The 26,226-nt window shown below is 41.4% G+C and carries 21 protein-coding genes; 19 read left to right on the forward strand and 2 right to left on the reverse strand.

All coding sequences use genetic code 11. The features are described 5' to 3' along the window. Positions 1-90 precede the first annotated feature (90 nt). Positions 91-2,055 (forward strand): GTP-binding protein, encoded by a 1,965-nt coding sequence (locus tag ACFQV5_RS00495; RefSeq protein WP_379242501.1) that lies wholly within the window; start codon positions 91-93, stop codon positions 2,053-2,055. Between the two features lie 46 nt (positions 2,056-2,101). Here ACFQV5_RS00495 and ACFQV5_RS00500 read toward each other — a convergent pair whose 3' ends face one another. Both ACFQV5_RS00500 and ACFQV5_RS00505 read right to left on the reverse strand, forming a co-directional pair. Further along, positions 2,102-3,145 (reverse strand): Gfo/Idh/MocA family protein, encoded by a 1,044-nt coding sequence (locus ACFQV5_RS00500; protein ID WP_379242503.1) that lies wholly within the window; start codon positions 3,143-3,145, stop codon positions 2,102-2,104. 21 nt (positions 3,146-3,166) lie between these two features. Further along, entirely contained in the window at positions 3,167-3,649 is a 483-nt protein-coding gene (locus tag ACFQV5_RS00505; RefSeq protein ID WP_379242505.1) for a hypothetical protein, read from the reverse strand. A gap of 208 nt (positions 3,650-3,857) precedes the next feature. On the opposite strand from ACFQV5_RS00505, the gene ACFQV5_RS00510 reads away from it, so the two are divergent. The 18 genes from ACFQV5_RS00510 to ACFQV5_RS00595 all read left to right on the forward strand — a co-directional run bounded on the left by ACFQV5_RS00510 (position 3,858) and on the right by ACFQV5_RS00595 (position 26,166). Continuing rightward, positions 3,858-6,152: a preprotein translocase subunit SecA gene (locus ACFQV5_RS00510; RefSeq protein ID WP_379242507.1), complete on the forward strand. Its 2,295-nt coding sequence runs from the start codon at positions 3,858-3,860 to the stop codon at positions 6,150-6,152. Positions 6,153-6,626: 474 nt separating this feature from the next. Beyond that, positions 6,627-7,427, forward strand: coding sequence for a hypothetical protein (locus tag ACFQV5_RS00515; RefSeq protein WP_379242509.1), 801 nt, complete (start codon positions 6,627-6,629; stop codon positions 7,425-7,427). 18 nt (positions 7,428-7,445) lie between these two features. Next, the gene (locus ACFQV5_RS00520) at positions 7,446-9,095 is read left to right on the forward strand and encodes a DUF6138 family protein (protein ID WP_379242511.1); all 1,650 of its coding nucleotides are present in this window, start codon (positions 7,446-7,448) and stop codon (positions 9,093-9,095) included. A 126-nt stretch (positions 9,096-9,221) separates the two neighbouring features. After that, positions 9,222-9,932, forward strand: coding sequence for a hypothetical protein (locus tag ACFQV5_RS00525; RefSeq protein WP_379242513.1), 711 nt, complete (start codon positions 9,222-9,224; stop codon positions 9,930-9,932). A 190-nt stretch (positions 9,933-10,122) separates the two neighbouring features. Then, on the forward strand, positions 10,123-10,695 hold the full coding sequence (locus ACFQV5_RS00530) for a hypothetical protein (protein ID WP_379242515.1): 573 nt from the start codon (positions 10,123-10,125) through the stop codon (positions 10,693-10,695). Positions 10,696-11,092: 397 nt separating this feature from the next. Continuing rightward, entirely contained in the window at positions 11,093-11,497 is a 405-nt protein-coding gene (locus ACFQV5_RS00535; protein ID WP_379242517.1) for a DUF6508 domain-containing protein, read from the forward strand. A gap of 44 nt (positions 11,498-11,541) precedes the next feature. Then, positions 11,542-12,066, forward strand: coding sequence for a YfiT family bacillithiol transferase (locus ACFQV5_RS00540; protein WP_379242519.1), 525 nt, complete (start codon positions 11,542-11,544; stop codon positions 12,064-12,066). 42 nt (positions 12,067-12,108) lie between these two features. Further along, positions 12,109-12,549, forward strand: a complete 441-nt coding sequence (locus ACFQV5_RS00545) for a hypothetical protein (protein ID WP_379242520.1) — start codon at positions 12,109-12,111, stop codon at positions 12,547-12,549. 105 nt (positions 12,550-12,654) lie between these two features. Continuing rightward, positions 12,655-13,230, forward strand: a complete 576-nt coding sequence (locus ACFQV5_RS00550; RefSeq protein WP_379242521.1) for a LysE family translocator — start codon at positions 12,655-12,657, stop codon at positions 13,228-13,230. Between the two features lie 25 nt (positions 13,231-13,255). Then, positions 13,256-14,032: an AraC family transcriptional regulator gene (locus tag ACFQV5_RS00555; protein WP_379242523.1), complete on the forward strand. Its 777-nt coding sequence runs from the start codon at positions 13,256-13,258 to the stop codon at positions 14,030-14,032. Between the two features lie 319 nt (positions 14,033-14,351). Further along, positions 14,352-16,013: an ABC transporter ATP-binding protein gene (locus ACFQV5_RS00560; protein WP_379242647.1), complete on the forward strand. Its 1,662-nt coding sequence runs from the start codon at positions 14,352-14,354 to the stop codon at positions 16,011-16,013. Further along, the gene (locus ACFQV5_RS00565) at positions 16,006-17,709 is read left to right on the forward strand and encodes an ABC transporter ATP-binding protein (protein WP_379242525.1); all 1,704 of its coding nucleotides are present in this window, start codon (positions 16,006-16,008) and stop codon (positions 17,707-17,709) included. The genes ACFQV5_RS00560 and ACFQV5_RS00565 overlap by 8 nt, the downstream gene beginning before the upstream one ends. Before the next feature lie 166 nt (positions 17,710-17,875). Beyond that, a complete protein-coding gene (locus tag ACFQV5_RS00570) occupies positions 17,876-18,685 on the forward strand; it encodes an inositol monophosphatase family protein (protein WP_379242527.1) in 810 nt (269 codons plus the stop codon). Between the two features lie 43 nt (positions 18,686-18,728). Beyond that, a complete protein-coding gene (locus ACFQV5_RS00575; RefSeq protein ID WP_379242529.1) occupies positions 18,729-20,003 on the forward strand; it encodes an amidase in 1,275 nt (424 codons plus the stop codon). An 84-nt stretch (positions 20,004-20,087) separates the two neighbouring features. After that, positions 20,088-21,206, forward strand: a complete 1,119-nt coding sequence (locus ACFQV5_RS00580) for a copper amine oxidase N-terminal domain-containing protein (protein WP_379242531.1) — start codon at positions 20,088-20,090, stop codon at positions 21,204-21,206. Positions 21,207-21,406: 200 nt separating this feature from the next. Next, the gene (locus ACFQV5_RS00585; protein WP_379242533.1) at positions 21,407-22,336 is read left to right on the forward strand and encodes a VanW family protein; all 930 of its coding nucleotides are present in this window, start codon (positions 21,407-21,409) and stop codon (positions 22,334-22,336) included. 293 nt (positions 22,337-22,629) lie between these two features. Beyond that, positions 22,630-24,939 carry a helix-turn-helix domain-containing protein gene (locus ACFQV5_RS00590; RefSeq protein ID WP_379242535.1) on the forward strand — a complete coding sequence of 770 codons (2,310 nt, stop codon included), beginning with the start codon at positions 22,630-22,632 and terminating at the stop codon, positions 24,937-24,939. A gap of 270 nt (positions 24,940-25,209) precedes the next feature. Next, entirely contained in the window at positions 25,210-26,166 is a 957-nt protein-coding gene (locus tag ACFQV5_RS00595; protein ID WP_379242537.1) for an ABC transporter permease, read from the forward strand. Positions 26,167-26,226: the final 60 nt, after the last annotated feature.

The raw sequence follows: 26,226 nt of genomic DNA on the forward strand, positions 1-26,226 counted from the left end.
GGAGAATCATACTTAAAGATCCCACTATCCCGGTTTCTATGTTTTAATAAAATGAGCAGTATCAACAAGAAGCAATGAAAGTGGGATTCTATGAAGCGACTAACAATTGGCCTGTTCGCCCACGTGGATGCAGGTAAGACAACATTTGCGGAACAGTTGCTGTACCATACAAACAGTATCCGGTCGCGGGGGCGGGTGGATCATCAGGATGCTTTCCTGGACAACCACGACATCGAACGGGCAAGGGGCATTACGGTGTTCGCTGATCAGGCAGTAATGGAATATAAAGGAGACACCTATTATTTGATAGACACGCCCGGACACGTCGACTTCTCACCGGAAATGGAACGGGCGATTCAGGTTATTGATTATGCTATTCTGATTGTAAGTGCGGTCGAAGGGGTTCAAGGTCATACTGAAACGGTCTGGCAGATGCTGCGCAAGCATCGGATTCCGACGTTCTTCTTTATCAACAAGACTGATCGGATTGGTGCAGATGCAGGCAGAACCGAGGCAGATATTCGTCAGCAGTTAACGGGGGAAGTATGCTGCATCACAGATTGCTTCGCTGATGGCTTGATCGGTGAGCAGCTGCGTGAGGCCATGGCGGAGCGGGACGAAGCTTTGCTGGAAGCGTTTCTGGAGGGAAGAGAGGATTCCGGTTTCTGGTTTGAGGCCTTGCAGAGGATGATAGCAGCAGGTCTTCTCTTCCCCTGTGCTTATGGTTCTGCGCTTCAGGATACAGGCATTATTGAATTTCTGGATCAGCTGCACCTGCTGACGACAACATCTTATGATGAGAATGCATCATTCCAGGGGCGGGTTTATAAAATCCGGTACGATGCAAGCGGAACGAGACTCACCTTCATTAAGGCGCTGGGAGGTCGATTGAAGGTGAGAGAACAGCTTAGTTATACGAGCGGTGGGGTTCAATATGACGAGAAAATTACACAAATTTTCTTGGTGAACGGTCTCAAATCGCAGCCGGTAGAACAAATCGCGGCCGGCGACTTGTTTGCGGTTGCCGGATTGTCCACCACCGAGGCTGGACAAGGTCTGGGATTGATAACAGATAAGTTAGCTTATGACTCGGAGCCGACGTTACAATCGAAGGTATTGTTCGACACTTCGATACATGTACAGAAGGTACTCGGTGCTTTTCGCATTCTGGAGGCGGAGGAACCGTCTCTGAACGTTGTCTGGGATGAGAAATTCCAAGAGATTTCGATCCGCGTCATGGGATTGATTCAACTGGAAGTGCTGGAGCAGATTGTAAGGGATCGATTTGGCTTTGTTATCTCTTTTGGACAACCGGAAATCTTGTATAAGGAAACGATTCAGTCGGCTGTGATAGGCTACGGCCATTTCGAACCGCTCAGACATTATGCGGAAGTGCATCTGCTGATTGAACCTGGAGAAAGAGGGAGCGGCATCAAGTTCGATAGCAGATGTCATTCCGATGATTTGAATGTCAGCTATCAGAATCTAATTCGGAATCATTTGTATGAACGAGAGCATCACGGACTGCTGACCGGCATGCCGATTACCGATGTGAATATTACACTGCTTAAGGGCCGCGCGCATAAAGAACATACCCATGGCGGAGATTTTCGTGAGGCTGTTTTTAGAGCGCTACGGCAGGGGCTGGAGAAGGCTGACAATGTACTGCTGGAGCCTTATTACGATTTCAAAATTAAGGTCACTATCGATGAAATGGGCAGGGTGCTGTCTGATATTCAGCGTGCTTCAGGTCTTTTTGATCCGCCACAGACAACCGAAACGCAAGCAGTGGTTACAGGAAGGGTGCCCGTGTCGACTTTTATGAACTACAGTGCTGAATTTGCATCCTTTACGCATGGACGAGGTAGTATTCGCTGTGTGTTTAGTGGCTATGATCGATGCCATAATACGGAGGAAGTCATAGAACGGATGGGCTACCGTAAAGAGGCTGATCCACTGTATACATCTTCCTCTATCTTTTGCGCCAAGGGAGCAGGCTACTCGGTGCCATGGGATGAGGCGGAAGCTAAGATGCATCTTGAATTAGAACCTTGAATTATCCATTAGGAGATTAAATAACAGGGCGAAAAAGCGTGAGGAATCACGCTTTTTTTGGTGGAACAATGTTAGCTAATATCTTATCAATAATCGTCTGGTTTTCGTGCGCATCTGCAATCGTGGGTAAGTCTTTATCTTTTTTATGAAAGGCAATATAGTCATATACCTTATTGATAAACGTGTGAAAAGCAGGATAATAAGCTTGGGCTTCGCTTGATAGGGTGTTTGGTGCTGTAGTTAAAGTGGGAATATCGATCTCTTGGAGTGGTTCGACTGCTGTACCATAATACAGGGTCTTATCGTTAATAATATGAATCGTACCCGAACTTCCGAATATTTTTAAGTGAGAACCGAATCCATGGTTAATCCCTGATAACAGCTGGATGGAGAAAGTAGGACCTCTACCCATAGTTCCATGGATGAAAAAAGCATCGTCGGCGTCTCTAAGTTCACCAGCACCTTCCGGGACATGGGTATGGACAAAGCCCTGAATCCATTGCACTTCATCGTCTGCTAACCATCTAACACAATCTATCATATGCGTTCCTAATGCTCCTAACATACCTCCAAACTGCTTCTTGTCTCCCATCCAGCCAATTGCAGAGGACTGAAGTTTCAGGAACTGAGCACTGGAAGTATGATATTCCAGATGAAGGAGTGTACCTAGGGCATGTTGGGATGTGAGTTTCTTCGCTTTTTGGCGAATCGGTAGGTATCTCCATTCAAAATCAATCAAGACTTTGAGTTGCTGCTCCTCAGCAAGGTTTAACAGCTCAGCGGACTCTTGACTGTTCATGGTGAAGGGCTTTTCGCATACAACATGAATACCTCTGCTCAGAGCATACTTTACCATTTCGTAATGATGAGCAGGCAAGGTACTAACAAATACAAGATCAAGCTTCTCCTGGTCTAGCATTTGGGTCCAGTCTGTATAATGGGCAGGAGAAGAATCACCGTTCATTAGGTCCTTTGGAAGTTTATGACGCTTCATTGTACTTACAGCAACTAAGTTCATTTTGGAGTAGGACCGAATAATGGGTGCCTGTACCTCTAACCCAAACCCTCCGCCGATAATTCCAACTCTCATTGACATCTCCTTTTGGACACATTAAGCCCAAGTTAATTCTCTATTGTTTAACACTTCATTCTTCCACTCATCTTTCATCCAACTTAAATTCTCGCCAAAAATTTTTTGGAAGTATTCGATGGACTCCTGTTTATGATTACAAAACTTAAATACCAAATAGCATTCTTTTTTAGTGAGAATCACTCGTAGGTAGCCAAGATTATTAGACATTTTCATTAAAAATATTTGTTCAGGGTCAGAAAAATAAGGCTCATATAATGGATTTCTGTTTTCATTAGAACCAGTCAACTGTCTAGATGGGAATGCGTCGTGTTTAACCTTCACAAACTCATGAAAAAATCGAAATGGTAAAGGAAATAACGTTGAATGATCCTCTAATTTATTATTGAATTCTGCGTACGAGAAACCAGTAATAAATCCATATAAAATTGTAAAGCTTTTCTTTCCTAAATACATACCAGGCCTTTCTTTTATTAAGTTCATGGCTGAATTGAATTTAGACATAAGAAAGCCCCCTTTAAAATGCATTTACTTTGTTTTATTTCATCCATTCTTTAACCTTATTCGACAATCTAGGATATTCTCCTACACTGGTTCAAACCTGACTTGCCTGATCGTTATCTGTTACCTGTTCCAAACATTGCCATATCTATGAAATTTAATTATACTCTAGCCACAATAGAATCTCATATTTTACCAAGGAGGGATTGAATTGAATTTAGCCGTCAAGTTGATACGAGATTTCAAAGACTACGATAACCGGCATAAGTTGAAAGGCTATCGGGACAAAGCGGAGCTCATCAGGAGACGCAATTTGGAAGATTGGGACGATCAGCGGTTACAATTGGAATCTCTCCGGTTGAAAAAGGAAGCAAAGTCGGGTACGCCTTTGGATGAGCTTCTTGTTGATGCCTATGCGTTAGTCTGCGAGGCAGCGAAGAGAACGGTCGGATTACAGCCTTATGAAGTCCAGATCATGGCTGCTATCGCTCTGCACGAGAGATTTTTGATCGAGCAGCATACAGGCGAAGGGAAGACACTCTCTGCTGTTATGCCTGCTTATCTAAATGCATTAACCGACGAAAGCGTTCATGTGTTGACTTTTAACGATTATTTGGCGAAACGAGATGCGGAGTGGATGGGCCCGATCTATCGTTTCCTAGGGTTAACGGTAAACTCGGTTCAAGCCGGCATGAGTTTATCGGAAAAGCGGGAAGCGTACGCCGCGGATATAACCTATGTTACGGCCAAAGAGGCGGGATTCGATTATTTGCGCGATACGATCGCACTGGACGAAGCCGATACCGTACATCGTCGTTTTAATTATGTCATCGTTGACGAAGCGGATTCGCTGCTTCTCGACGAAGCGCGGGTCCCGCTAGTTATTGCTGGCGAGCCGGGCTCTTCCAACAATGATGGCATTCGTTTTGCAAAAGTAGCAAGGCAGCTTGTACAAGATGAGCATTACAATTTCGATGAGTTTATGCGAAACGTTTATTTAAATGAAGCGGGCTCAGCGAAAGCAGAATCACTCTTGGGATGCGGCAATTTGTACGAAAGTCATAATAGTCATTTGTTGTCGTCGTTAAATTGCGCACTGCATGCGGAATCGATACTGAAAAAAGATGTCCATTACATCGTCCGGGACGGTAAAATTGAGCTTATTGACGAATATACCGGCCGCGTGGCAGAGAACAGACATTTGCCAGAAGGGCTGCAAGTCGCGCTTGCGGCTAAAGAAGGATTGCAGTCCTTAGCTGGTGGGAAAGTTCTCGGTACGATCACTCTTCAACACTTTCTTAGCTTATATCCGAAGATTTGTGGAATGACGGCTACCGCGCAGGCTTCCGCAATGGAATTCGAAGAAATTTATGCGCTTCAGGTCGTGCAAATCCCACCAAACCGGCCGAACAAACGGATCGACCATCCTCACCGGATTTATACCCATAGAGAAGCCAAACTTAAGGCGCTTGTGCAAGAAATCGCGACCGTCCATAAGGCGGGACGTCCAATTCTCATTGGTACGTCTAGCGTCGAGGAGTCTGATATGCTGGCGGAGGCACTAGCAATAGCCGACGTACCTTGCCATGTTCTAAATGCGAAAAACGACGCAAAAGAAGCAGAGATCATCGCCAAAGCCGGAGAAATCGGCGCCGTAACGGTGTCTACGAATATGGCGGGACGCGGAGTCGACATTCGGCTCGGCGGAGGCAACCCAGAGCAAGCAGAAGTTATCGCCAAGCTGGGCGGATTGTACGTGATTGGTACACATGTGCACCAAAGCGTGCGAATTGACAACCAGCTTCGCGGGCGCTCTGGCCGTCAAGGCGACCCGGGAGCTTCTGTGTTTTTCGTAAGCTTAGAGGACGAGTTGATCCTTCAGTTCGGAATCGAGAAAGCGATTCCACCTATGTATCGTCGTCTTAGGAAGGAAGAGGCTCTCAGCGAGTCGGTGCTTCACAGCAAAGTTACGCATATTCAGCGCGTTATTATGGGCCAAAACTTCCAAATCCGTCGAGAACTGAACCGTTATTCCGATATGGTAGAGGAACAAAGGCGTCTTCTATACGAGGAACGGCTTGGAATCTTGAAAGGTGAGACGCCGATGAGTCCTTCGGAGCAACGAGTACGGCTTTATTATATCGACAAGTTCTGGGCTGACCATCTAGCATACGTTTCTTACATTCGCGAAAGCATTCATTTGACGAGCCTTACGAACCGTAATCCGATTGACGAATTTCATATGCAAATCATCCAAGCATACGAGCAGTTACCGGCTCAAATAATTAGAGAGTCGACAAATATGCTTATAAAGCTCGGAGGTTCAAATGACCCTGAGAAGTGGGAAAAGTTCGGGCTGAAGAATCCTACATCTACTTGGACTTATACGATGAACGATCAATACATGGAGTACTTACAGAATCCCAGTGTATGGAATGTAGGGACGATGCTCGCTTTTTTGATTCGCAGGATGTTGAGGCCGGTATTCGGGTGGAAGGAATTCTGATCAGGAAGAATGCGAGCAAACGCGCTTGGAATAACAACCAAAAATGTACCGTGATGAACTGCTGTATAGTGGTATTGCATTCCATTACATAAATGCAGTGTTAATAAAAACATGGAGGTTTGTTATGGAAAGACAATAAAAGACGATTAGATTATTACTTCCTCAATGGCAGGGAGGATATAATTTCGATTATTTTTTTGGAGCACATCAAGAGATCATGAAATGGTTTTAGGAAACCAACATCACTAAATAAAGTATGAGCAGCGGTCTACATACCGTCTGCTCTTTTTTAATTAAAAATACAGATGAGCAGCAACAAACTTTATCATAATGGTTCTAGTACATTAAGCTAACGGGCAGGTTAGTTCAACTAAAAATTGGTATAATGAAGTAACTATACATGTGGAGGAGTAGAGCTAGATTTTGAGTTTTTTCAAATAGAGATGAAGCGAACGCATATTGGAGGGAGTTATCATGGATTCCAAAGCAAAGAAGATTTTAACGAGCGCCTTCTGGTCAGCTAGCGGCTGGAGGCAAGGTGGGCTGGCAAACTGCATCGCAGAAGATTTCGAGTACGCGAAGGATAAAGGGCTGATGTTTGATCCGCTGACCATAACACACGATGAATGCATCCTTAAATTGAGGCATATTCACAAAGAGGCAGTAACGCGTGAGAAAGTGGTTAAAGCTTTTCTACACAGATTAACGACTCGGAAAGTTTATTTGCGGAGCGCTTTATCAAGCTGGGCGTTGACCCGTGATCTCTGTCAGCATGGCTACCGTGACAAACAAACGGAAGAACCGATGTACAGCTCATGTGCTTATTGTAATGGCAATCGTCTAATGTCTGATGAGCAATATATAAATTATGATCTGAATGTGCTTCAATTCGAGAGAGTGAAATGGGGAGGCGTTCGGCTCAATAATCTCATCTATTGCTTAATGGATCTGGAAATGATGAGCAAGGAATCCGGGCTCGAAGTGACAAAGGATGACGTGAACATTCTTAAAAAAATGATAGAAGCCATTGATGAGTGCGACAATCAAGATGCGGCACGAGGCCTCGAGAAACGCTGGAAAGACGTATTTCCATCGAATAAGCATGAGCGGGACGCTGTGCTCGAAATCTGGGGATACGCCGAATTGCTTGTTGCAACAAGTGATTTTCGAAAAGAGAGGGGACGAGGCACAGATTTTATGTCCGTAGCAACCTGGCGCGGGGAAGATGGTTATTCACGGGAACGGATGGAGGTTTTGTTCGGAACATATCTTTAGCAAATAGGGGGAGAAATAATGTACGTAGCAGTACAGAGGTTTTTAGACGATGTGTGGAACGAGTTGATGACCGTTTACTATAAAGAGAGTGAAAGAATAAATGGGTTCATAGACAATCGTGCGCTTCAGGCTGGTGTAAAGGATTATCTCCAGGTAGCTTGGCGTGATGGAAAAATACATATTGATGTTGAAGAACCGCTTGATTGGACTGACAGCTCTTATAAGATCGAAGCAGGTTCTTATATTGCTGAGCTTACGGATGAACTAATCAGATCTGAGCTTTATCCGGCATTACGCAAGCGACTGGAGGAGCTCTTTGTATCAGAGAAATTAGGTCCTCGTTTTTTTGATTACCGATTCCAGCTCATACTTTCCTTTAAAATGGAGGACGAAGACTTAACGATTAGCGAGCAGCTGGTAAACGAAGAGAAGCTAAACCAACTGCGGCAATCATTACAGAAGTTTATAGAATTCAAAATCATGCCTGATCTTCCGGTATTGCCGAGTGTAGATGACCAGTTTTTCTTTTCTCGTCACTTGTTGAACCCTGATCTTATGAAGCAGGAAGAAGCAGCGCTTGACCCTTTGATCCATCGTTTATCAGACAAGCTCAGAAGTAACAGAGAACGTTTTAACGAATGGACTGGCCAGTATACTTTGGCTATGGATGATTGGGTGCAGAACGTTTATCTTCCTCGTTATTTTATACGTACAGACAGTTTTACGATAGACTGGACACCCAAAGAAGATATCGCTCTTATGAATCCTAATGCAGAGGGGCTTTCTTTTTTTGTGTATGCCGCTTTGCAGATAGGAAAGACGAAACCGGATACCCGGGGACAATATTTGAAGCTTGCTGTTCAGCTAGGTTCAAAGCAGGCAACGGAGTATATCCAGCGGGGGAGCGGGAAATTCGATCCAGTGTATAAAGGTAGCAGTGCTGAAATTCATAATAATGATGTAACACAGACGATTGAAGTTCGGATTTTGACCGAGGAGGAAAAAGCTTATGGGGAAGCGTTGGATCAAATTACTGAATTGCTGGAGAAAGGATTTCCGAAGGAATATAAGCTGAAGCTGAAAAGTAAACAAAAGAACTATCTTCCTCTTAAAAAAATGGCTAAATCTGGACTGCATCAGTTTTTTGCAGTAGCACTTACATATCCCGCCCTTTATTCTAAGCTGGCTGCGTATGCAAATATCGCTATGGAACCCTATGCGTGGTACAAGGACACAGAACCGAGTGAAAAATCGGTCATGCCAGGCACATATGCGGTATTAGGACTGGGGTTGTATAGTAAGGAATATTTCTCACTCGTCTCTCGATATATGAAGATGGTAGATACAGAGCACCAAATGATACAGGATAGTTATGCTGAGGCATTTATTGATGCGCACGGCATGGAGCCGGAGCTTATGCCAGTCCTAGTAGACATTCTGCTTGCAGGGAATGAGGAAGCAAGGCCCGTCAAAAACTTCGTGGACGATCGGATCGAGGTAGCAGAAGCACTGCTTCATGAGCTGTTGTCTAAAGAAATATATGAACGGGAGCAGGTTCTATACCGAATTTTCGGAAGTCGTGCAAAGCTGGAGAAAGTCGTGAAGACAGAGCAAACGGAGCTTGAGCTTAGAGCTATTTTTGCGAAGTTGCTAACTCTTACAAGTTGATTGTTACTTGACAGAAAAAAATGAAGCCAGGGTCTTTTTCAGACTCTGGTTTACGGATGACTAAGAAAAATCATTCTCGACTGATAAAAACTTTGTTTCATTTCCGATAGGTGGATTGGTAATCATATGCAGAATAATAAATTATCTTTTTTATGCCCAGCCTGCAAGAAAGTTCACGAATTCCATGCAATGAATATGAAAGAAGATAAAGATATATCGATAAGTGGAGTGGATTGGGGAGTAGAATGGTCAGATTTTATGATAGAAGTGCCCAATCTTAACGAAAGACATTGGGAGAGATCCTCGACTATGCCTGTTGTTGGATCATATAGATCCGTTTTGGTTTCTCATCCATTTAATTTGGCAATTGGGGATGAGATTTGGACTCTTTTTCAGCCTGCTCTATCTTTATTTAATGGCTGGGATGAACATCCTGAAGAAATAAATAACTCAGCCATGGTAAAGTTTTGTTTTAAGAGTATTATATCTCGTAATGAGAAAGAGGCATGGATAGTTATACGAATTGAAGATGTTTTATTACTAAAAGAAGCAGATATACGATTGAAATCACGTGAAAGTCCAGGGATTATGAAAAACTTTGATTTATATGATAGTTCTCATATATTCACTTATGAGGAATGGCTCTATATTGATTCGTGCTCACAAGGAGATATTGGATCATGGGCACTATTAAAGAAAAAAGCCAAACACTACAGTTTGATCTTGGAAGGGTATTGGGATTTCTCTCATAATTCGATTTATTGCGGGAATATTAGTGTTTCTGAAAATGAGGTAAACGAACTAATTCGGGGTGTAAATAATAAAAATAATTTGTAAGTTAATCCAAAGCGGATATCCACATCAGTTAACAACTTATTCGCGCTTCAGGACATTTGCCCCTCGGTCCGGACAGATGCCTTAATACCATAGAGATATTAACTGGACACATCCACACCTCCTAACCGCATTGCGGCCGTGGGACAAGAAAGTTGTAGGATATTACTGCAAGATCAATTAAGGAGGAATAATGAAGAAACATAAATTACTAGTCGTAATTCTAACAATCTGTGTTTGTTCAGTTTTATTTTTTCTAAAAATGTCTGGATACTCTTTCAGCAAGGAAGGAGCATTGAAATATTCAGTTCCATATGATGGCGATATTGTATACGAACAGAATTTTAGTAATCATACATTAGTTATTTTGAAGGGAAAGCAAGAGACGTATGCAAAATTAATTAAATCTAAATGGAATGTATTATTTCAAGTCACGAATGTTTCAGTTCTAGGTCCCTTATATCCAGATGAAACAAATTTGAGAACATGGTCTGCACACCTAAATTCTAATAAAAGATATGACACAATTCTAGCAATTGAGGTTTCTGATCCTAGATTTAGAAAAGTAATAATAACAAATGAAAAGATTGATAATGAAAAATCCACTGATGTGGAAGAAATAAAAGAGAACTCAAATATATTTATAGAACTTAACATCGTAAATGGATACGCGGGTACATTTCAGGAGTTGGATAGTAAAGATGCTGGTGGTTTTGTATTTAGGGCAATTGATGACACTGGATCAATAAAATACTTGGGTAGATAAAGTCTAAGTAACTCAAGATATTTAAAATGAAATTGGACAGATGAAAAAGTTTCTGAACTAAAATTATGTAATAATATTCAAAAAGAATTAATGAAGGGGATTATAATATCCAACAAGAGATGAAATTTTTAGAACCGTGGATACCTGAAACTTCGATGGTCTTCCTTGAAGAACTACATAAAGAAATATCTGAAAACCATATTCTTTATGGGGCTGTTCTAGACGTCATTGCACGAAGAGAAGATAAAGACGAAGTATTATACCAATACAAAACTAAACCACATAAGTGTGTACAAGTACATCTAACTTGGAAGATGGATAAAGAAATAGACTCAAGGTGGCCGAAAACACGAGTATTTAACTCTTTTGATTTAAATAGATATTAATTGAGGTGAATATGATTTCAAATATTTCAGAAATAAAATATGAAGAGGTAAATAAACTACTCAAATATCTTGATTTTTTTCAAAGGCTAGACGCAATGACTTGTGAAGAGGGAAAAAGGAATTTTCTTGAATGCGAAGAAATACGAGAATTTTATACAGAATTATGTAATTCAGGATTTATCATTGTGTTTAATTGGAAGAGTTGGTTGGATCAAAATGAAATTTATAAAAATATAGAAAACGATATAGAAGAGCATTTAATGAAAGCAGATTTAGATACTCTTCGAAAATTGATGACAAGTTATATACGCGGAGATCGATTTATTGAAGGTTTATTCAATGGAGTGATATTAAACGGTCATATAACAAAAATACTAACAAGGCTTAAAGAATTAATAATTGATAGTAAATGTTAACTCAAACATTTTGGCGTAGAAAGCGGAAAATGGAGTGATGTTTAATGGATCGCAGATTCCCTATTGGAAAATTTGAATACGTTGGAACGATTTCAAAACAACTACGAGATATATGGATAAAAGAAATTGACGAAATGCCTGTCAAATTGAGAGAAGCTGTTAAGGACTTATCTGATGAACAATTAGATCTGGTGTATCGTGAAGGTGGATGGACACTACGGCAGGTTGTACACCATCTTGCTGATAGTCATATGAATAGTTTTATACGATTTAAATTAGCTCTAACTGAAGATGCACCTACAATAAAACCTTATCGTGAAGATTGTTGGGCTGAACTTCATGATAGTGTAAATACAGACATAAACCTCTCCTTATTGCTATTAGAAGCTTTACATAAGAAATGGGTTGTCTTGTTAGCATCCATGACTGCGTCTGATTTTGAGAAACAGTTTTATCACCCAGAATCACTGGAACCGATTAGACTTGATTATAATCTTGGATTATACGCATGGCATGGAAAGCATCATATCGCACAAATAACAACTTTAAGAAATTCTTTGAATATTTGATTGATCCTTAAAAATAGTAACTAACTACTGAAGGTGAACGTAATGGCGCAAAGATTCAAAAATCCAAGATTACATCTCTATGACTTCGCAGATTACTATTTGGTAAAGTGCCCTAGCTGCGATAAATGTGCGAGTATAACTACAAATGACAATAAACAAGTGCATAACCTTTTCAAAGAGAAACTGTTTGTTTGTAACCATTGCGGGGGTATTAGTGAGGGTTCTAATAATTACGACTTATGGCTGACGGCTAATTGCAAAGGAAACTTATTATGGGCTTATAATTTGAAACATTTGGAATTTATTGAGAACTATGTAGGGGCAAAGCTACGAGAAAATAATAGACACGAAGAATTTGGATGGGATAATCAAGGACTTTTTAGTAGATTGCCCCAATGGATAAAGGATAAAAATAATAGGGAAGTAATATTAAAAACAATTCAAAAATTAAAAAGATCGGTAGATCTTGGGGATAAGAAATAAAGTTCCTGGGCTATTAAGAGGTGTAAGTAATACCTGCAATAATATACTATAATGTATTTTTATATAAGATGTAGGATATGAGAAGAGCTTGAAAGGAGTTATCTCATGGATCTTACATCTTTTTTGATTTACTGTACGATTGCTACTTTTACACTGGGTCCTACCAATATCGTTATATTGTCCACTGTGAATAATTACGGGCCCAAAAAGGCATTGAAATATTCGTATGGAGCAACGATTGGTTTTGGTATATTACTTGTTCTTTCTGCTACGTTGAACACGATGCTAATAACGATCATACCGAAAATATTAATAGTAATGCAGATCATTGGGAGTGCTTACATGTTATATCTCGCTTATCAAATTTCTAAAACAGATACATCAAATCCGACTGTTAAACAATCGGCTACATTTAAGTCGGGCCTTCTTATGCAGTTCTTGAATCCAAAGGTGGTACTATTTACAATGACTGTAATTCCCACTTTTATTATACCCCAGTATAGTGCGGCCTTTGCGGTGACGATAAGTATTTTCATAATAACTTTGATTGGATTTTTAGCTTTTATTACATGGGTTCTTTTCGGTACAATCTTTAAAGCGTTTATACAGAAGCATAACAAAATGGTTAATGGAATGATGGCTTTGTTTTTAATTTATGCTTCCATCATGATCTGGATATAGGATAGCTAGAGCGGAGGTGGAGAAAGTGGAGAAATTTCATTACAAAAAATCTGCTGGTATTACTGCGTTATCAGCAAGCATGACCGAATTCAAATATAAAAAACACGCACACAAAGAGTATGCGATCGGTGTAACTTTACGAGGAATCCAACATTATAACTTGGATGGCAGTTTACAATTATCCTATCAAAATGGAGTTATGCTATTTAATCCAGAACAGGCTCATGACGGAATGGCACATGATAAGGCAGGACTCGATTATGTCATGATATATATTGAACCACAAATGCTTTTAGAGGCTACTGAAAAAAAGGATATTGTACTTTTTTCAACTCCTGTTGTGTATAATCGCAAGATTGAACAACGAATATTAAGTCTATCTCATGCCATTTTAAGTGATAAAGATGAGGCATTATGCAATGAATTGTTCTTATCTCTCACGGATATCTTAATTCAAACCAGTCTTTCTACAGCTGACAAGAAGGATAACACAGTAATTAGAAAAGCAAAGGATATGTTTCATTCTAGCTTAGAACATGTACTTAAACTTGATGAAATTTGTAACGAGCTTCATTTATCGAAATTTCAGTTTATTCGATTATTTAAAGCTCATACTGGAATTTCACCCTACCAGTACTTTCTTAACTGCAAAATCGAACGTGCAAAACAGTTAATCGAACAAAGTGGAGATGTATATTCTGCAGTAGCCGCATGTGGTTTCGTTGACTTAACCCATCTAAATAAGCACTTTAAAAGCGTATATGGAACTACAGCATTTGAATATATGTCACAGATAAATTGAGGAGGGGGTGCACTATCTATTCCTTGGATTGATATCGGGGCTGGTGCTGTTTGCAGAAAAGTAGAACATACACCATAAGAAGTCGCCAAAATGGCGGCTTTTTTATGTTAATCGTCTTTGAGAGCCCATTAAGCTAACGGGCAGGATACTTCCAATATCTGTAGAATTAATAATGGGAATTAGACCATATATTCGTATGTCTTGATTTTAGATAAAAAGGGGGTTACAAGTCATTAATACGAGATCGTCTATTCAATCCTATCTATGGGTCATTCGCTTTCTGAAGCCTTACTGGCTGAAGGTTGCAGGTTATATTCTCATTAGTATTTTTATTATCGGAGTAGAGTTGCTCGTACCGAAGTTTATTCAATATTTTGTGGATCATTTGCTTCCCGGCAGTGCACTGGATGTATTTTTGCTTGCGCTTGGCATTTTGACTGGTCTCGTTGTGTTGGTGATTGCTTTTACTTTGTTCCGCAACAGGTTACAGCGTTATATTCAGGAAAAGGCTGCACGTGATATGCAGTTTACTTTATTTGCTCATTTGCGAAAATTAGGCTTCTCGTACTATGAGAAAAATCCAGTTGGGCAAACGCTCTCCCTGTTTAACTCGGAGGTAAAGGCTGTTCAAGAGATTTATTACCGATACTTTCCTGGGATGATAATCACAGGTGTGACTTTTCTGGCCTGCTCGGTAATGATGCTGTCAATACATATCGGCTTGAGTCTCGTTGTGATTCCCTGTTTCTTGTCCTATTATTTGATCGGTCCCTATTTTGAGAAACAAGCTGCTCGTCTCGGACATGAAACACAGGTGAAACGAATGGCCTTTCAGCAGAAGATTTATGATACTGTGTCCGGGTTGCTGGAGCTAAGAGCCTATCAAGGAGAAGATTGGGATACAGCACAAGTTATGTCTAAGCAGCATGAATTGCATGATAAAACCAACCTGCTTCATTTTATGAGCTATGCGAGAGGTCTTGTTCGTCGAGTTTCTGTTCAGTTCGGAGCTGTGGCCGTATTCGCATATGGTGCGTATTTATTAAGCCGAGACGCTGTAACGACAGGTGCTTTAGTCGCTTTTATGTTCTATTATTTCCGTATGATTCAGGATATCACGTTCCTTGTCACGATGACTTCCGAACAAAAAGTGTTGATGAATCAGGTTGAAAGACTCTTCAGCTTTATGAAGCAAGAACCGGATATTCGGGAAAGTGAATCTGCGAACGATCTAATGGAGGTTCAAGGAGAAATTGTTTTTCGTAATGTATCTTTCAATTATGAGACCCAATCCGAATTAATTAAGGGATTCTCCTTACATATTCGACCAGGGGAAAAGGTCGCTTTTGTCGGTACCAGCGGCAACGGTAAGTCGACATTGCTTAAGCTGATCGGCCGCTTCTATGATCCGACTCATGGGGAAATTCGTCTAGACGGTATTCCGCTTCCGAAGTTATCGCTAAAGCAGATTCGCGAGACAATGGGATTTGTGTTCCAAGAAACCTATTTGTTTGGCAGCACTATCCGTGAAAATATACGATTCGGTGCGCCAGATGCAACGGATGAGCAGGTTGAAGCCGCAGCCAAGGCGGCTTATGCCCATGACTTCATTCAACAGTTTCCCCAAAGTTATGATACGTTCGTTGGAGAGCGCGGTGTGAAGTTATCGGGGGGTCAGAAGCAGCGCATCGCAATAGCTCGTATGTTTATCAAAAATCCCAAAATTGTATTGCTCGATGAAGCAACAGCGGCTCTGGACAATGTTAGCGAATGGGAAGTACAGCAAGCTTTGAATCGTTTGTTTGAAGGAAGGACAATCATTGCGATAGCTCACCGGTTATCAACGGTGAAAGATTTCGATACAATTATTGTCATAGATCAAGGCCTCATTGTTGAGAAGGGTAACTATGAACAATTGATGCACCAGCAAGGCTCATTCCGCCGTTTGGCAGCGGGAGAGGAGCGTGCGGTTTGTGAATAATTGGTCATGGATCTGGACTTATGCACGGCAGGTCAAGGGCTTGCTGGTGCTCACGATATTGCTGTTAGTGTTGGAGATAATAGCCAATATTGGTGTTGTCGGCATTCAGAAATTTATTATTGATGATTTATTTGTAAACCGTAAGTATGACTTGTTAGTCCCATTGATGGCAGGGCTTGCTGGTCTAGCAGTCACTTACAACGTACTTCATTTATATGCAGCACTTGTGAGAAACAAAGCAACGTTCAGACTACAGAAACTACTGCTTGCCGATATGTTGCGCTATATGCATCGCATTCCGGTAGGACTTTTCCGGAACGAACGCACGGGCAAATATGTTACCAATCTCACTGATGATGTTAATCAATCTGCGAATCTGGTAGGCGGTACGATCCCGAATGGTATGATGGAAATTAGCGGAGCAATCATTCTTTCCATTATTATCGGAATAGCAAGTCCAGTCTTGCTTCTGGCAGTGATACTGACCAGTATCGTTTATATTTTGTTGGGCAAATATTATGCACCACGGATGAAAAAAGCAGCAAAGGACAGCGCCTCTAGTCAGACGGATGTTATTGTTGTTATTGAAGAAGGAATTGCTTCCTCCCGTGAGGTTATTGCCTTTCATCGTGAAGAATGGGAAAGTCTGCGTTTCAGGGACAAGCTGTCTGTTCACTTTACCAATTTAATGAAGCAGGTTGACATTTCCAATCGGCAGTCGATGTTTTCCATGATCATGTTGTGGGGGATTCGTTTGCTCGTATTGGGATACGGAGGCGTGCTGGTCATTCAGGGAAGTATGTCCATCGGTTGGCTAGTCGTCGTGTTTCAGTTCTCTACGCAACTTCTCCAAGCCTATGAGAAGGTATACAACTTCTTGATGGGGGTGGCAGGAAGTATGGCATCTGTAGAGCGAGTCCGTGAAGTGATGGAAGGAGAAATGATCGCGAGTGGCACAATCCAGATTAAAGAGCCACTACGTAGTCTTACCTTTGAAAACGTATCCTTTAAATATTCTTCAGATAGTCAACCGGTCATTCAAGGACTCGACATTGATATACCGTTAGGTCAAAAGGTAGCTTTTGTTGGGGCAAGTGGCGGAGGGAAGTCGACTATTGCCCAAATGCTTGTTCGATTCTACGATCCGTATCAAGGACAGATTGCGATTAACGGTGAACCGTTAACGCAAATTCTGCGAGATGACTGGATGAAGCGCATTGATATCGTTTTTCAAGATGCATATCTATTTCCCAATACGATTCGATATAATCTGACATTGGGACGCAATATTCATGAGGATAAGCTGATGGATATCTGCAGAAGCATGAGAATTCATGAGTTTATTGAGTCTCTTCAACACGGCTATGATACAAATGTGGGAGAGCGGGGGATCCAACTGTCAGGTGGACAGCGCCAGCGTATTGCCCTCGCACGTGCTTTATTGGCGGATAGTGAAATTCTCATTCTGGACGAAGCTACTTCGGCGCTGGACTTGGAGACCGAACGGCTTGTACAGCAGCAACTAGATCTTCTTCGTCAGGGGAAAACAACGATTATTATTGCACATAGGTTGACCACAGTTATGAATGCTGACATTATTTATGTTTTGAATGGGGGCCGTGTAGAAGAACAGGGCACTCATGAGCAACTTTTGGAAAAAGGTAAAGTATATTCTCAACTAGCACAAGGCGTTTAATAAACTATGAACTTGTCGGAGGAAACATACACACTTAAGAAGTCGCCAAAATGGCGGCTTTTCTAATATGAATCGACCTCAGTAGACTATTAAACTAGCGGGCTGGATAGTTCAATGATAAAAGACAGCATGTAGCAGAGATATATTATAAGGAGGGTATCGACGAGTGAAAGATAAAGCACTTGATTGGGCTATATTCGCAGATAAGGTTGTTCGCTTAGCTGGAAAAAAAGTTATCGAACTAAAAGAAGAGTCTCTTGTAGAAGTTACATATAAAGACACCGGAGAACTTGTAACTTCGGCGGATTTTGCCTCTGATCATATCATTCGTGAGGCAATAACTAGCTCTTACCCGGAACATGGTATTCTTTCCGAAGAAACCACTGAAGGAGTTTGGACTAACGATATCTTCGAAGGTCCTGTTTGGATTATTGACCCTTTGGACGGAACGGTAAACTATGCGCATCACCTCCCTCATTTCGCAATTTCTGCGGCCATTGCAGTTGATGGCATTGTTTGGGCAGGGGTTGTGCATGCTCCTAATCTGGGGGTTACCTATGTAGGTATTCGAGGAGAAGGAGCACTTTGTAATGGTGTAAAGCTTCAAGTACCTCAGTCCAGATCCTTGTCAGACTCGATAATCGGTACTGGTTTCCCACACGATAAAGAAAAGGTGCATTCGGCTCTTGCCAGGGTTAATCTCTTATCAACTCACTGTAGAGACATCCGACGTTTCGCTGCCCCGACATTAGATATCTGTTATGTTGCATCTGGACGTCTAGACGCACATACAGAAAGTCTATCACCATGGGATGTCGCAGCAGCGGGTCTTATCGCTCGTGAAGCTAAGGCAATCACTGGTCATGTCGGTGTGGTACCTTCGGGTTATCCAGCCGAAATATATGGAGAAGAAATAGTTTGCGCTAATCCAGGAATATATGAAGAACTTCTTTCTCTACTTCGTTCAAGAATTTAATTGTGTATAATCTAGGAAACTACCGCTGTTGGAGGGGATTTCTTTGTTTCTTAATGAAGCATCTTTAGTAGACAAAAACAACGCTTTATTAACTGAATATCTACCCAATTTCCATGATCGTTACACAAAAGTCGAACCATATATAAACGCTTTTATTAAGGAAGATAATTATAAAGCGCGTTTAAGTAATGATGCTTGTAGTTTAATTAAAAAATTCCCTGATGAGAAACCTGCTTTTTTTGGTGTCCCCTTTGCAATTAAAGATTTGATACACGTTGATGGATTTCCAACTCGGGCAGGTTCCAATCTGCCCTCTGATGCTCTGACCACACTAGAAGGGACTTTTATTTCAAAACTTCGATCCATGGGGGCAATATTTGCAGGGAAGACCGTTACAGAAGAATTTGCGTATCATAGCGTAATTCCTACCCGTAATCCTCATAACATTGAACATACTCCTGGTGGCTCAAGCGCTGGATCAGCTGCCTCCGTTGCCGCTGGCATATGTCCAATCGCAGTCGGCACTCAGACTCTCCGTTCAGTAATTGCTCCTGCCTCATTCTGTGGTGTGGTTGGGTTTAAACCTAGCTATGCCCGTATTGCTTTAGATGGGGTTGTATTACTATCACCATCAATGGACACCATCGGATTTTTCACACAGGACCTCGAGAGTATGATATATACAAGTTCACATTTAATTCCTAACTGGTACAGCTTTCAATCAGATAAAAAACCTATTTTGGGTGTTCCGAATGGTATATATATGAGCTTTATGTTCGATGAGGTTAGACGCACCTTCGAAAACCAGCTAAAAACTTTGGAGCAAGCGGGATACTCCATCCGTTTTGTCGATATGCCCTGGGATGAAGATTTTATTGCGGGTGATGCCATGATTAGATTGGTACAAGGTGAAATGTCGCAAGTCCACGAAATCTGGTTTCGGCAGTATGAACATCTATATGGTTCTTCAGTAAAGGCGGCAATTAAAAACGGTCAAGCCGTGCCATTAGCGGAAATAGAAAAACTCCGGGCTGGACAAATGAAATTAAGAATTGATTTGGAAGAAACCAAAATAAAGAATGGCATTGATTTGTGGGTTTCACCTGCTCAAGGAGGAGTGGCGCCAAAAGGTTCTGAAAAAACGGGTTGGGCAGGGATGACCGCAGTCTGGTCTTATGCAGGACTTCCAACGATAAGTATACCCGTAACTAATATTGGTGGAATGCCTTTAGGTTTTCAATGTATTGGGAGTCATGGGAATGATGAAGCCCTCTTATTTTGGGCTAAGGAAATAGAACGTAGTTTGTATTCTGAATAAATAAACGAGTCGTAATGTTAATCTACAACATATTCGATTTTTTAACGTCTAATATTATATCAAGTAATAAGGAAGGGAAGAATCATGAAGAAAAAAATGATCTCATTACTGATAACAACGGCTATGTGTGCATCTTTAACGGGTACTTCCTTTGCTAATTTCACGGGCGATGTAAAGGTCTTCGTGAACGGAGAATCATTAAATATGTTGGTTCCTCCTGTTATACAGCAAGGACGCACGTTGGTTCCGGCAAGAGAAATCTCACAGGCGTTAGGCTATACGGTAGGTTGGAATCGAAGCACCCGAACCGTGTATTTGAATAATAAAAACGAAGTAAGCAACGCCCCCAATCCAAGCAATGAAAGAATTGTAATCAACGGAAACCCAATTGCTTCGGATGTTTCGTCTCAAATCATTAACGGAAGAACAATGGTTCCCATTCGTATCATTTCCGAAGGGACGGGGGCTCGTGTGAAATGGGATCAGCAAAGTCGTCGGGTAACTGTAGATACAGCCAACACAATTACTTTCCCTAATAATTTGGGGTTGAAGTTTGAAGCAACTGAATTGGAACAAGTCGAACAGCTTCAGACGATTCCATCCGCTTGGGAGAAAAAGGGCAGCCTGCGGTTAGGTGAAGTTAATCAAGCGGAACTGGTTTTGGAGTTGTATGAGACCAATTTGGCTGGGTTTCCCCTCATTCATGGTGTGTTTGCGTATAACAATCAGCAGTTTGTATTAAACGACTTGTCTGCGGGGACGATCGACGAAGTGAAGAATCAAAATTTGGAGCTGTCATTTGGTTCGGGAGAAAACCAGCGGCATGTTGTGTCTACACTTGGGGCGGAATACGCTTCACAAATTTTAGTGTTCAACCCATCGAATCAACAATGGAGCGTGATGCATGTTCCGGGGAAAGTGGTTGCCAGCGGGAACGATGGCATATGGGTACAATTCCCGGGAAAAGGGTTGAACCCACCGGCGGTTTCCCTTATTCGATTTCAAAACGATAGGTTTGCTATCGCGAACTTTAGTGAAGCGTTCAGTTCTTTTGCAAATCGTCAAAATGTAGGTATGCAGCAGGTTATAACTCATTACCAAGCTATGGGTGGTCAGTCCGTCATTAACTTTTCCTTCGTGAAGAACGGACGTACAGAAATTCAAGCGTATACCCTTGATGGAAATAAGTTAAAACTACGATAATCTAGACTTCAGTTCGAGATGCCTTATGTCCGCCCATAGGACACGATGATAAATGGAAGTAAGAGCACCTGTAAAAACGAGTTTTAGCCCACAAGCGAGAGAGTGGCCGTCTTTGTTGCATATGCATGATTTTCTCAAAAGATTACCATAATACCAGAAGGACTAATATGGAATCAATTGGGGAAGGAGGCGAATGTAATTTGAAATGGTTATCGATCTTGGGTCTGCTGGGACTACTCATGACACAGGCGAACCCGGCGGATCTGCTGACGGTAACCCAAGATGGAAACCCGCTGAGTAAGATTGATCGAAGCCAGCATAGTCTTGGGGTATTCCCGCTCCTGAACATGGATACCTACAACCAGTGGGCGGATCAACTAGATCGAATAAGTTTGAAAAAGGCAGAAAATGCGCGAATCGCTCCGAATGGACAGATTGTTGAGGGGCGAAACGGGTATCGTTTGGATCGGCGAAAAATGCTGATATCATTCTACGACTATTATTATGGCAAAGGAGCGGCGACGATCGAGGTGCCGACATACCCGCTGTATCCCAAAGTAGATGCCGAAGTGCTGTCTTCGATTCGAACGAAGCCTATCGGGTATTACGTTACTTATTTTAATTCTAATAACAAAAACCGGTCGCATAACATTGACTTGGCCGCTAAGGCAATTGACAGCGCAGTGGTATTTCCCGGAGAGTCATTTTCATTCAACGAGGTTGTGGGCATGAGAACGATTGATAAAGGATATAAACGAGCGGGCGTCATCGTCAGGGGTGAACTTTCTGAAGGTGTGGGAGGCGGTATATGCCAAGTATCTTCTACTTTGTTCAATGCGATTGACAGAGCGGGACTACAGATCGTGAAACGGTATTCCCACAGTCGGAACGTGCCTTACGTTTTGCCTGGGCGGGATGCAACCGTCAGCTGGGGAGGGCCGGATTTCGTGTTCCAGAATGCCTACAATCAGCCGATTCTGATACGGGCTTACAGCAACGGCGGACGAATCGCCGTTTCTGTTCATTCCTCAGAGCTTATCGAATATCAGCCACGACACGTACCAAGCATGTCCAAACAGCTTCCTGAAGAGACCATCGATCGACAGGAGACCTCTGTTAACGGAGAATAATAGCCGAGGGACAAGAAGATATTCTCATTGAAAGTCGCTAAAATAGCGGCTTTTTTTGTTTATAAAAAACCATAATTAAAAGGTAAGATGAGATAATAATGGAGATTTGAACAAGGGTGCTACAATTTGACTTGTCAAACAATTAGTTCTTCTATAAAATGTCAATAGAATTGCCGGCTTATGCGATATGGAATTGTATTTCCATGATTGAAAGCGCTTCCTATCGACAATTTAAAGAATCTACCTCGTTAAGCTGACATAAGAACAAAATTAGATTGATAAGGAGGACTGCATTGGTTATTTACAAATGGCGAATCCGGCGGTCGTTATTCTGGAAATTATCGGTCTCGTATCTACTTGTACTGATCATACCCATACTAATCAGTAGTTTTGTATACAATACAGCTGTGCAGACAGTTAAAACTGATGCGATGCAGCATAATTTATTGATGCTAGAACAAACAAGACAGGTTATGGATGCTCGCCTTCAAGAGGTCGAAGGGATCGGTAGACAGATAGCCCTCGATTCTAAAATGATTTCACTTATGAACGTCAGAAACATCGAGGAGGGCTCACCGAAACAGTATCTTGTTTGGAAGGCAATTAATGACAGCCCAAATTTTCACTCAATCAACACATTCGTCCTTAATCACTTCGTATTCTTCCGTAGCAATTCCGTTATAATCTCTTCAGATACGTCATTTCCAGATATAGAATGGTTTTGGAAGAGCTTGTTTCGGGAGAATGTTTCCTTTGACAAGCAACAATTTCATCAAATGCTTTGGGATCGGTTTCATCAATCAACATTTTTGCCTGGCAGCCAAGTGACATTGGATAAGAAACAACAAGAAGTACTCTATTATCTGCATTCGTTTCCTGTGGATGCTATAAATAATCCGCTCGGTGTTGTTCTAATTTTGATTGACCAAAACCAAATTAATCAGTTATTAAGTAGATTGGATATTGCGGCAAGCGGATTGATTTATATAAGCGATGAAGAGGGGAAAGTTGTCACATCCGTAACGGGGAAACAGACGAAGGTGACGCCGGAGGAACTAGAGGCTTCACTAAATAAAGACGGTTTTTTCAAAACAGAAAATGGAGACGAACTGTATGTTTCACGAGCAGTTTCTAGTCTGAATGGCTGGAATTACGTATCCGCTGTGCCTGCCTCCTTGGTACTTGCCAAAGTGCAACACATTAAAAATATTACCACAGTAGCAGCGCTCATAACGATCGTGTTGGGCACTTTTCTTGCCCTATTTCTTGGCTATCGTGATTGGAAGCCTATAAAGCAATTGCTTCAACAATTACGGGGATGGCTCGGTAGTGCAGAAGAACGACATACGAACGAATATAACTATTTGAATGACTCCATTTCCCGATTGATAGAAAATCACCAACTGCTAAATGAGAAGGTACAAGAGCATATTCCTTTACTTCAGCAAGCGTTTTTCCGCCGGCTTCTTTATGGTGAATCCATTGATGATAAAGAAATCGAAATATTTCAAAATAATATTGGCATGGAAATATCTGATCGGAGTTTTTTCGTTCTTCTGTTACGCGTAGATGAATTGAAAGGAAACACGAGTGAAGCCTCTCTCGAGGAAATTCGAATGATAAAGATTGTAATTAACGATGCAATTGATGGAGCTATGACGCATTTAACGTATTTCAAATACGATATTGACGAGAATAAATTTGCGCTTATTATCGAATTCAACGACGAAGACAAAGACAGGCAATTTGGTATTGAGGATGCGAAATCGATCATTCAGAGCTTTTCCCATACCCTAGATAATTCTAGTCACATGAGGTTGTCCTTTGCGTTCGGCAGAGTTTATAAGGGGATACGCGATATAAACATGTCTTTTTATGAGGCAAAGCAAGCACTGGAGTATGTACTGAATAAAAATCAGGGACAAAGGTTTGCTCGTTATGAGGACATACCGCAAGAAAGCGATAAGTACTACTTTCCAATAGACTTAGAATTAAGATTGATTAACAGTATAAAATCCGGGAATCGAACGGATGTGGAACAAGTATTGACACTACTGTACAATGAAAATTTCGTAACAAGGAATTTATCCGTGCCAGATGCGGAGCAGTTTCTCTCTTTGATGATTGGCGCAGTATCCAGGGGATTAGATCAAACCAAAGCTATGGCCATGAGTGAACTGTCCATGGGAATACAGAAGAGGAATGACAGTATTGAGGAGCACTTTAGTAAAATCAGAGATGTGTACCTTGAATACTGCGAAGCTATTCACTTCAATAATCAATCTGCAAAAACGGAGCTGCGTAATCAAGTAAAGGAGTATATTCAGCAGAATTATGTACGCGACGATTTGACTTTGTCTATGGTCGCCGATGAATTTAAGACAACCGAAACCATGATGTACCAGTTAATAAAGGAGCATTTGGGGATGACATTCAGTGACTACATTGAAAGTATGCGAATTAGTCGAGCATGCGAACTACTTAGAACTCGAGAGATATCGATCAAGGATGTTGCTCTGATGGTCGGATATAGCAGTGATCGTTCGTTTCGAAGAGCTTTTAAGCGAGTAATGGGGGTTTCTCCGATGGCCTATTCCACTTAACCAAGAATACCGGATTCAAATGAGATGCCCATTGCTTTGGTCTCGAAACCAAACAAAGGTCATCTTTTTTAGTATTAATGTCTATTTTTAGCATTGGTCCGCTCTTTAAAAAATGTCCTCATCAAGTTGGCTGTCATTAACTTTTTAAATATTCCTGTTTATGAAGAATAGTCCGCTCATCAAATCATGTCTGTTGTGAAACTTCATTCGTCCATGATAATTTGAATCACAGTTCCATATATGACGAGTGAAGGGAGGTGATCGCAGATCATGAAAGCGCATACGAAATTACTCCTACATAAACCAGCGATAAAAGTAAGAATGAGAACCGGCTTTAAAAAAATGCTAGCTCATTGGCCACTGTATGTCCTGATTTTGCCGCCAATCATTTACGTTGCTATCTTTAGCTATGTTCCTATGTACGGTGTCCTTCTCGCTTTCAAACAATATAAACTTCTAGAAGGAATCATCGGTAGTCCTTGGGTGGGGTTCAGCCACTTTGAACAATTCTTCAGTTCTCCTTCAAGCTGGAGAATCATAAAAAATACGATTCTTATCAGTTTATACTCGCTTGTCGCAGGTTTTCCGTTGCCGATTTTGCTGGCTGTAGCATTGAATGAAGTTCGGGTACAGTGGTTTAAGAAATCGGTACAAATGTTAACTTATGCGCCGTATTTTATTTCCTCGGTTGTCCTGGTAGGGATCGTTATGCAAGTGCTGGATCCACGTATCGGTCTAATCAATCAATTCATCCAACTTTTCGGTGGGGACCCGATTAATTTCATGGGAGATCCACAATCTTTCAGATCGATTTACGTCTGGATGGGAATTTGGCAAGGGACTGGGTATGGAGCCATCATCTATTTGGCGGCGCTCGCAGGAGTAAGCAAAGATCTGCAGGAGGCAAGCATCATTGATGGTGCAAGTAAGGTAAGACGGATATGGCATGTTGACTTACCAAGCATCAGGTCCACCATTGTCATTTTACTTGTATTAAGCATCGGTGGCATTATGAGTGTTGGATTTGAGACGATTTATTTGATGCAGAACAATTTGAATCTTTCTGTTTCCGAAATCATTTCAACATATGTATATAAAGTAGGACTCATCAACTCTAACTATGGATTTTCTACAGCGATTGGTTTATTTAACTCCATTATTAATTTAATTTTACTCATCATCGCCAATTTTACAGCGAGAAAGCTAACAGACTCCGGGCTCTGGTAAGCACTGAAATGAAGATGCTTTCACTTGCCTGGATTGACGTAATTCTACAGCACACTTATC

Origin of the sequence: Paenibacillus sp. GCM10028914 (assembly GCF_042666275.1) — a bacterium.
GTDB lineage: Bacteria > Bacillota > Bacilli > Paenibacillales > Paenibacillaceae > Paenibacillus_AQ.

Coding starts and splice junctions, on each gene's coding strand:
- ACFQV5_RS00495 (WP_379242501.1), top strand. CDS start 91: ATGAAGCGACTAACAATTGGCCTGTTCGCCCACGTGGATGCAGGTAAG.
- ACFQV5_RS00500 (WP_379242503.1), bottom strand. CDS start 3,145: ATGAGAGTTGGAATTATCGGCGGAGGGTTTGGGTTAGAGGTACAGGCA.
- ACFQV5_RS00505 (WP_379242505.1), bottom strand. CDS start 3,649: ATGTCTAAATTCAATTCAGCCATGAACTTAATAAAAGAAAGGCCTGGT.
- ACFQV5_RS00515 (WP_379242509.1), top strand. CDS start 6,627: ATGGATTCCAAAGCAAAGAAGATTTTAACGAGCGCCTTCTGGTCAGCT.
- ACFQV5_RS00520 (WP_379242511.1), top strand. CDS start 7,446: ATGTACGTAGCAGTACAGAGGTTTTTAGACGATGTGTGGAACGAGTTG.
- ACFQV5_RS00525 (WP_379242513.1), top strand. CDS start 9,222: ATGCAGAATAATAAATTATCTTTTTTATGCCCAGCCTGCAAGAAAGTT.
- ACFQV5_RS00530 (WP_379242515.1), top strand. CDS start 10,123: ATGAAGAAACATAAATTACTAGTCGTAATTCTAACAATCTGTGTTTGT.
- ACFQV5_RS00535 (WP_379242517.1), top strand. CDS start 11,093: ATGATTTCAAATATTTCAGAAATAAAATATGAAGAGGTAAATAAACTA.
- ACFQV5_RS00540 (WP_379242519.1), top strand. CDS start 11,542: ATGGATCGCAGATTCCCTATTGGAAAATTTGAATACGTTGGAACGATT.
- ACFQV5_RS00545 (WP_379242520.1), top strand. CDS start 12,109: ATGGCGCAAAGATTCAAAAATCCAAGATTACATCTCTATGACTTCGCA.
- ACFQV5_RS00550 (WP_379242521.1), top strand. CDS start 12,655: ATGGATCTTACATCTTTTTTGATTTACTGTACGATTGCTACTTTTACA.
- ACFQV5_RS00580 (WP_379242531.1), top strand. CDS start 20,088: ATGAAGAAAAAAATGATCTCATTACTGATAACAACGGCTATGTGTGCA.
- ACFQV5_RS00595 (WP_379242537.1), top strand. CDS start 25,210: ATGAAAGCGCATACGAAATTACTCCTACATAAACCAGCGATAAAAGTA.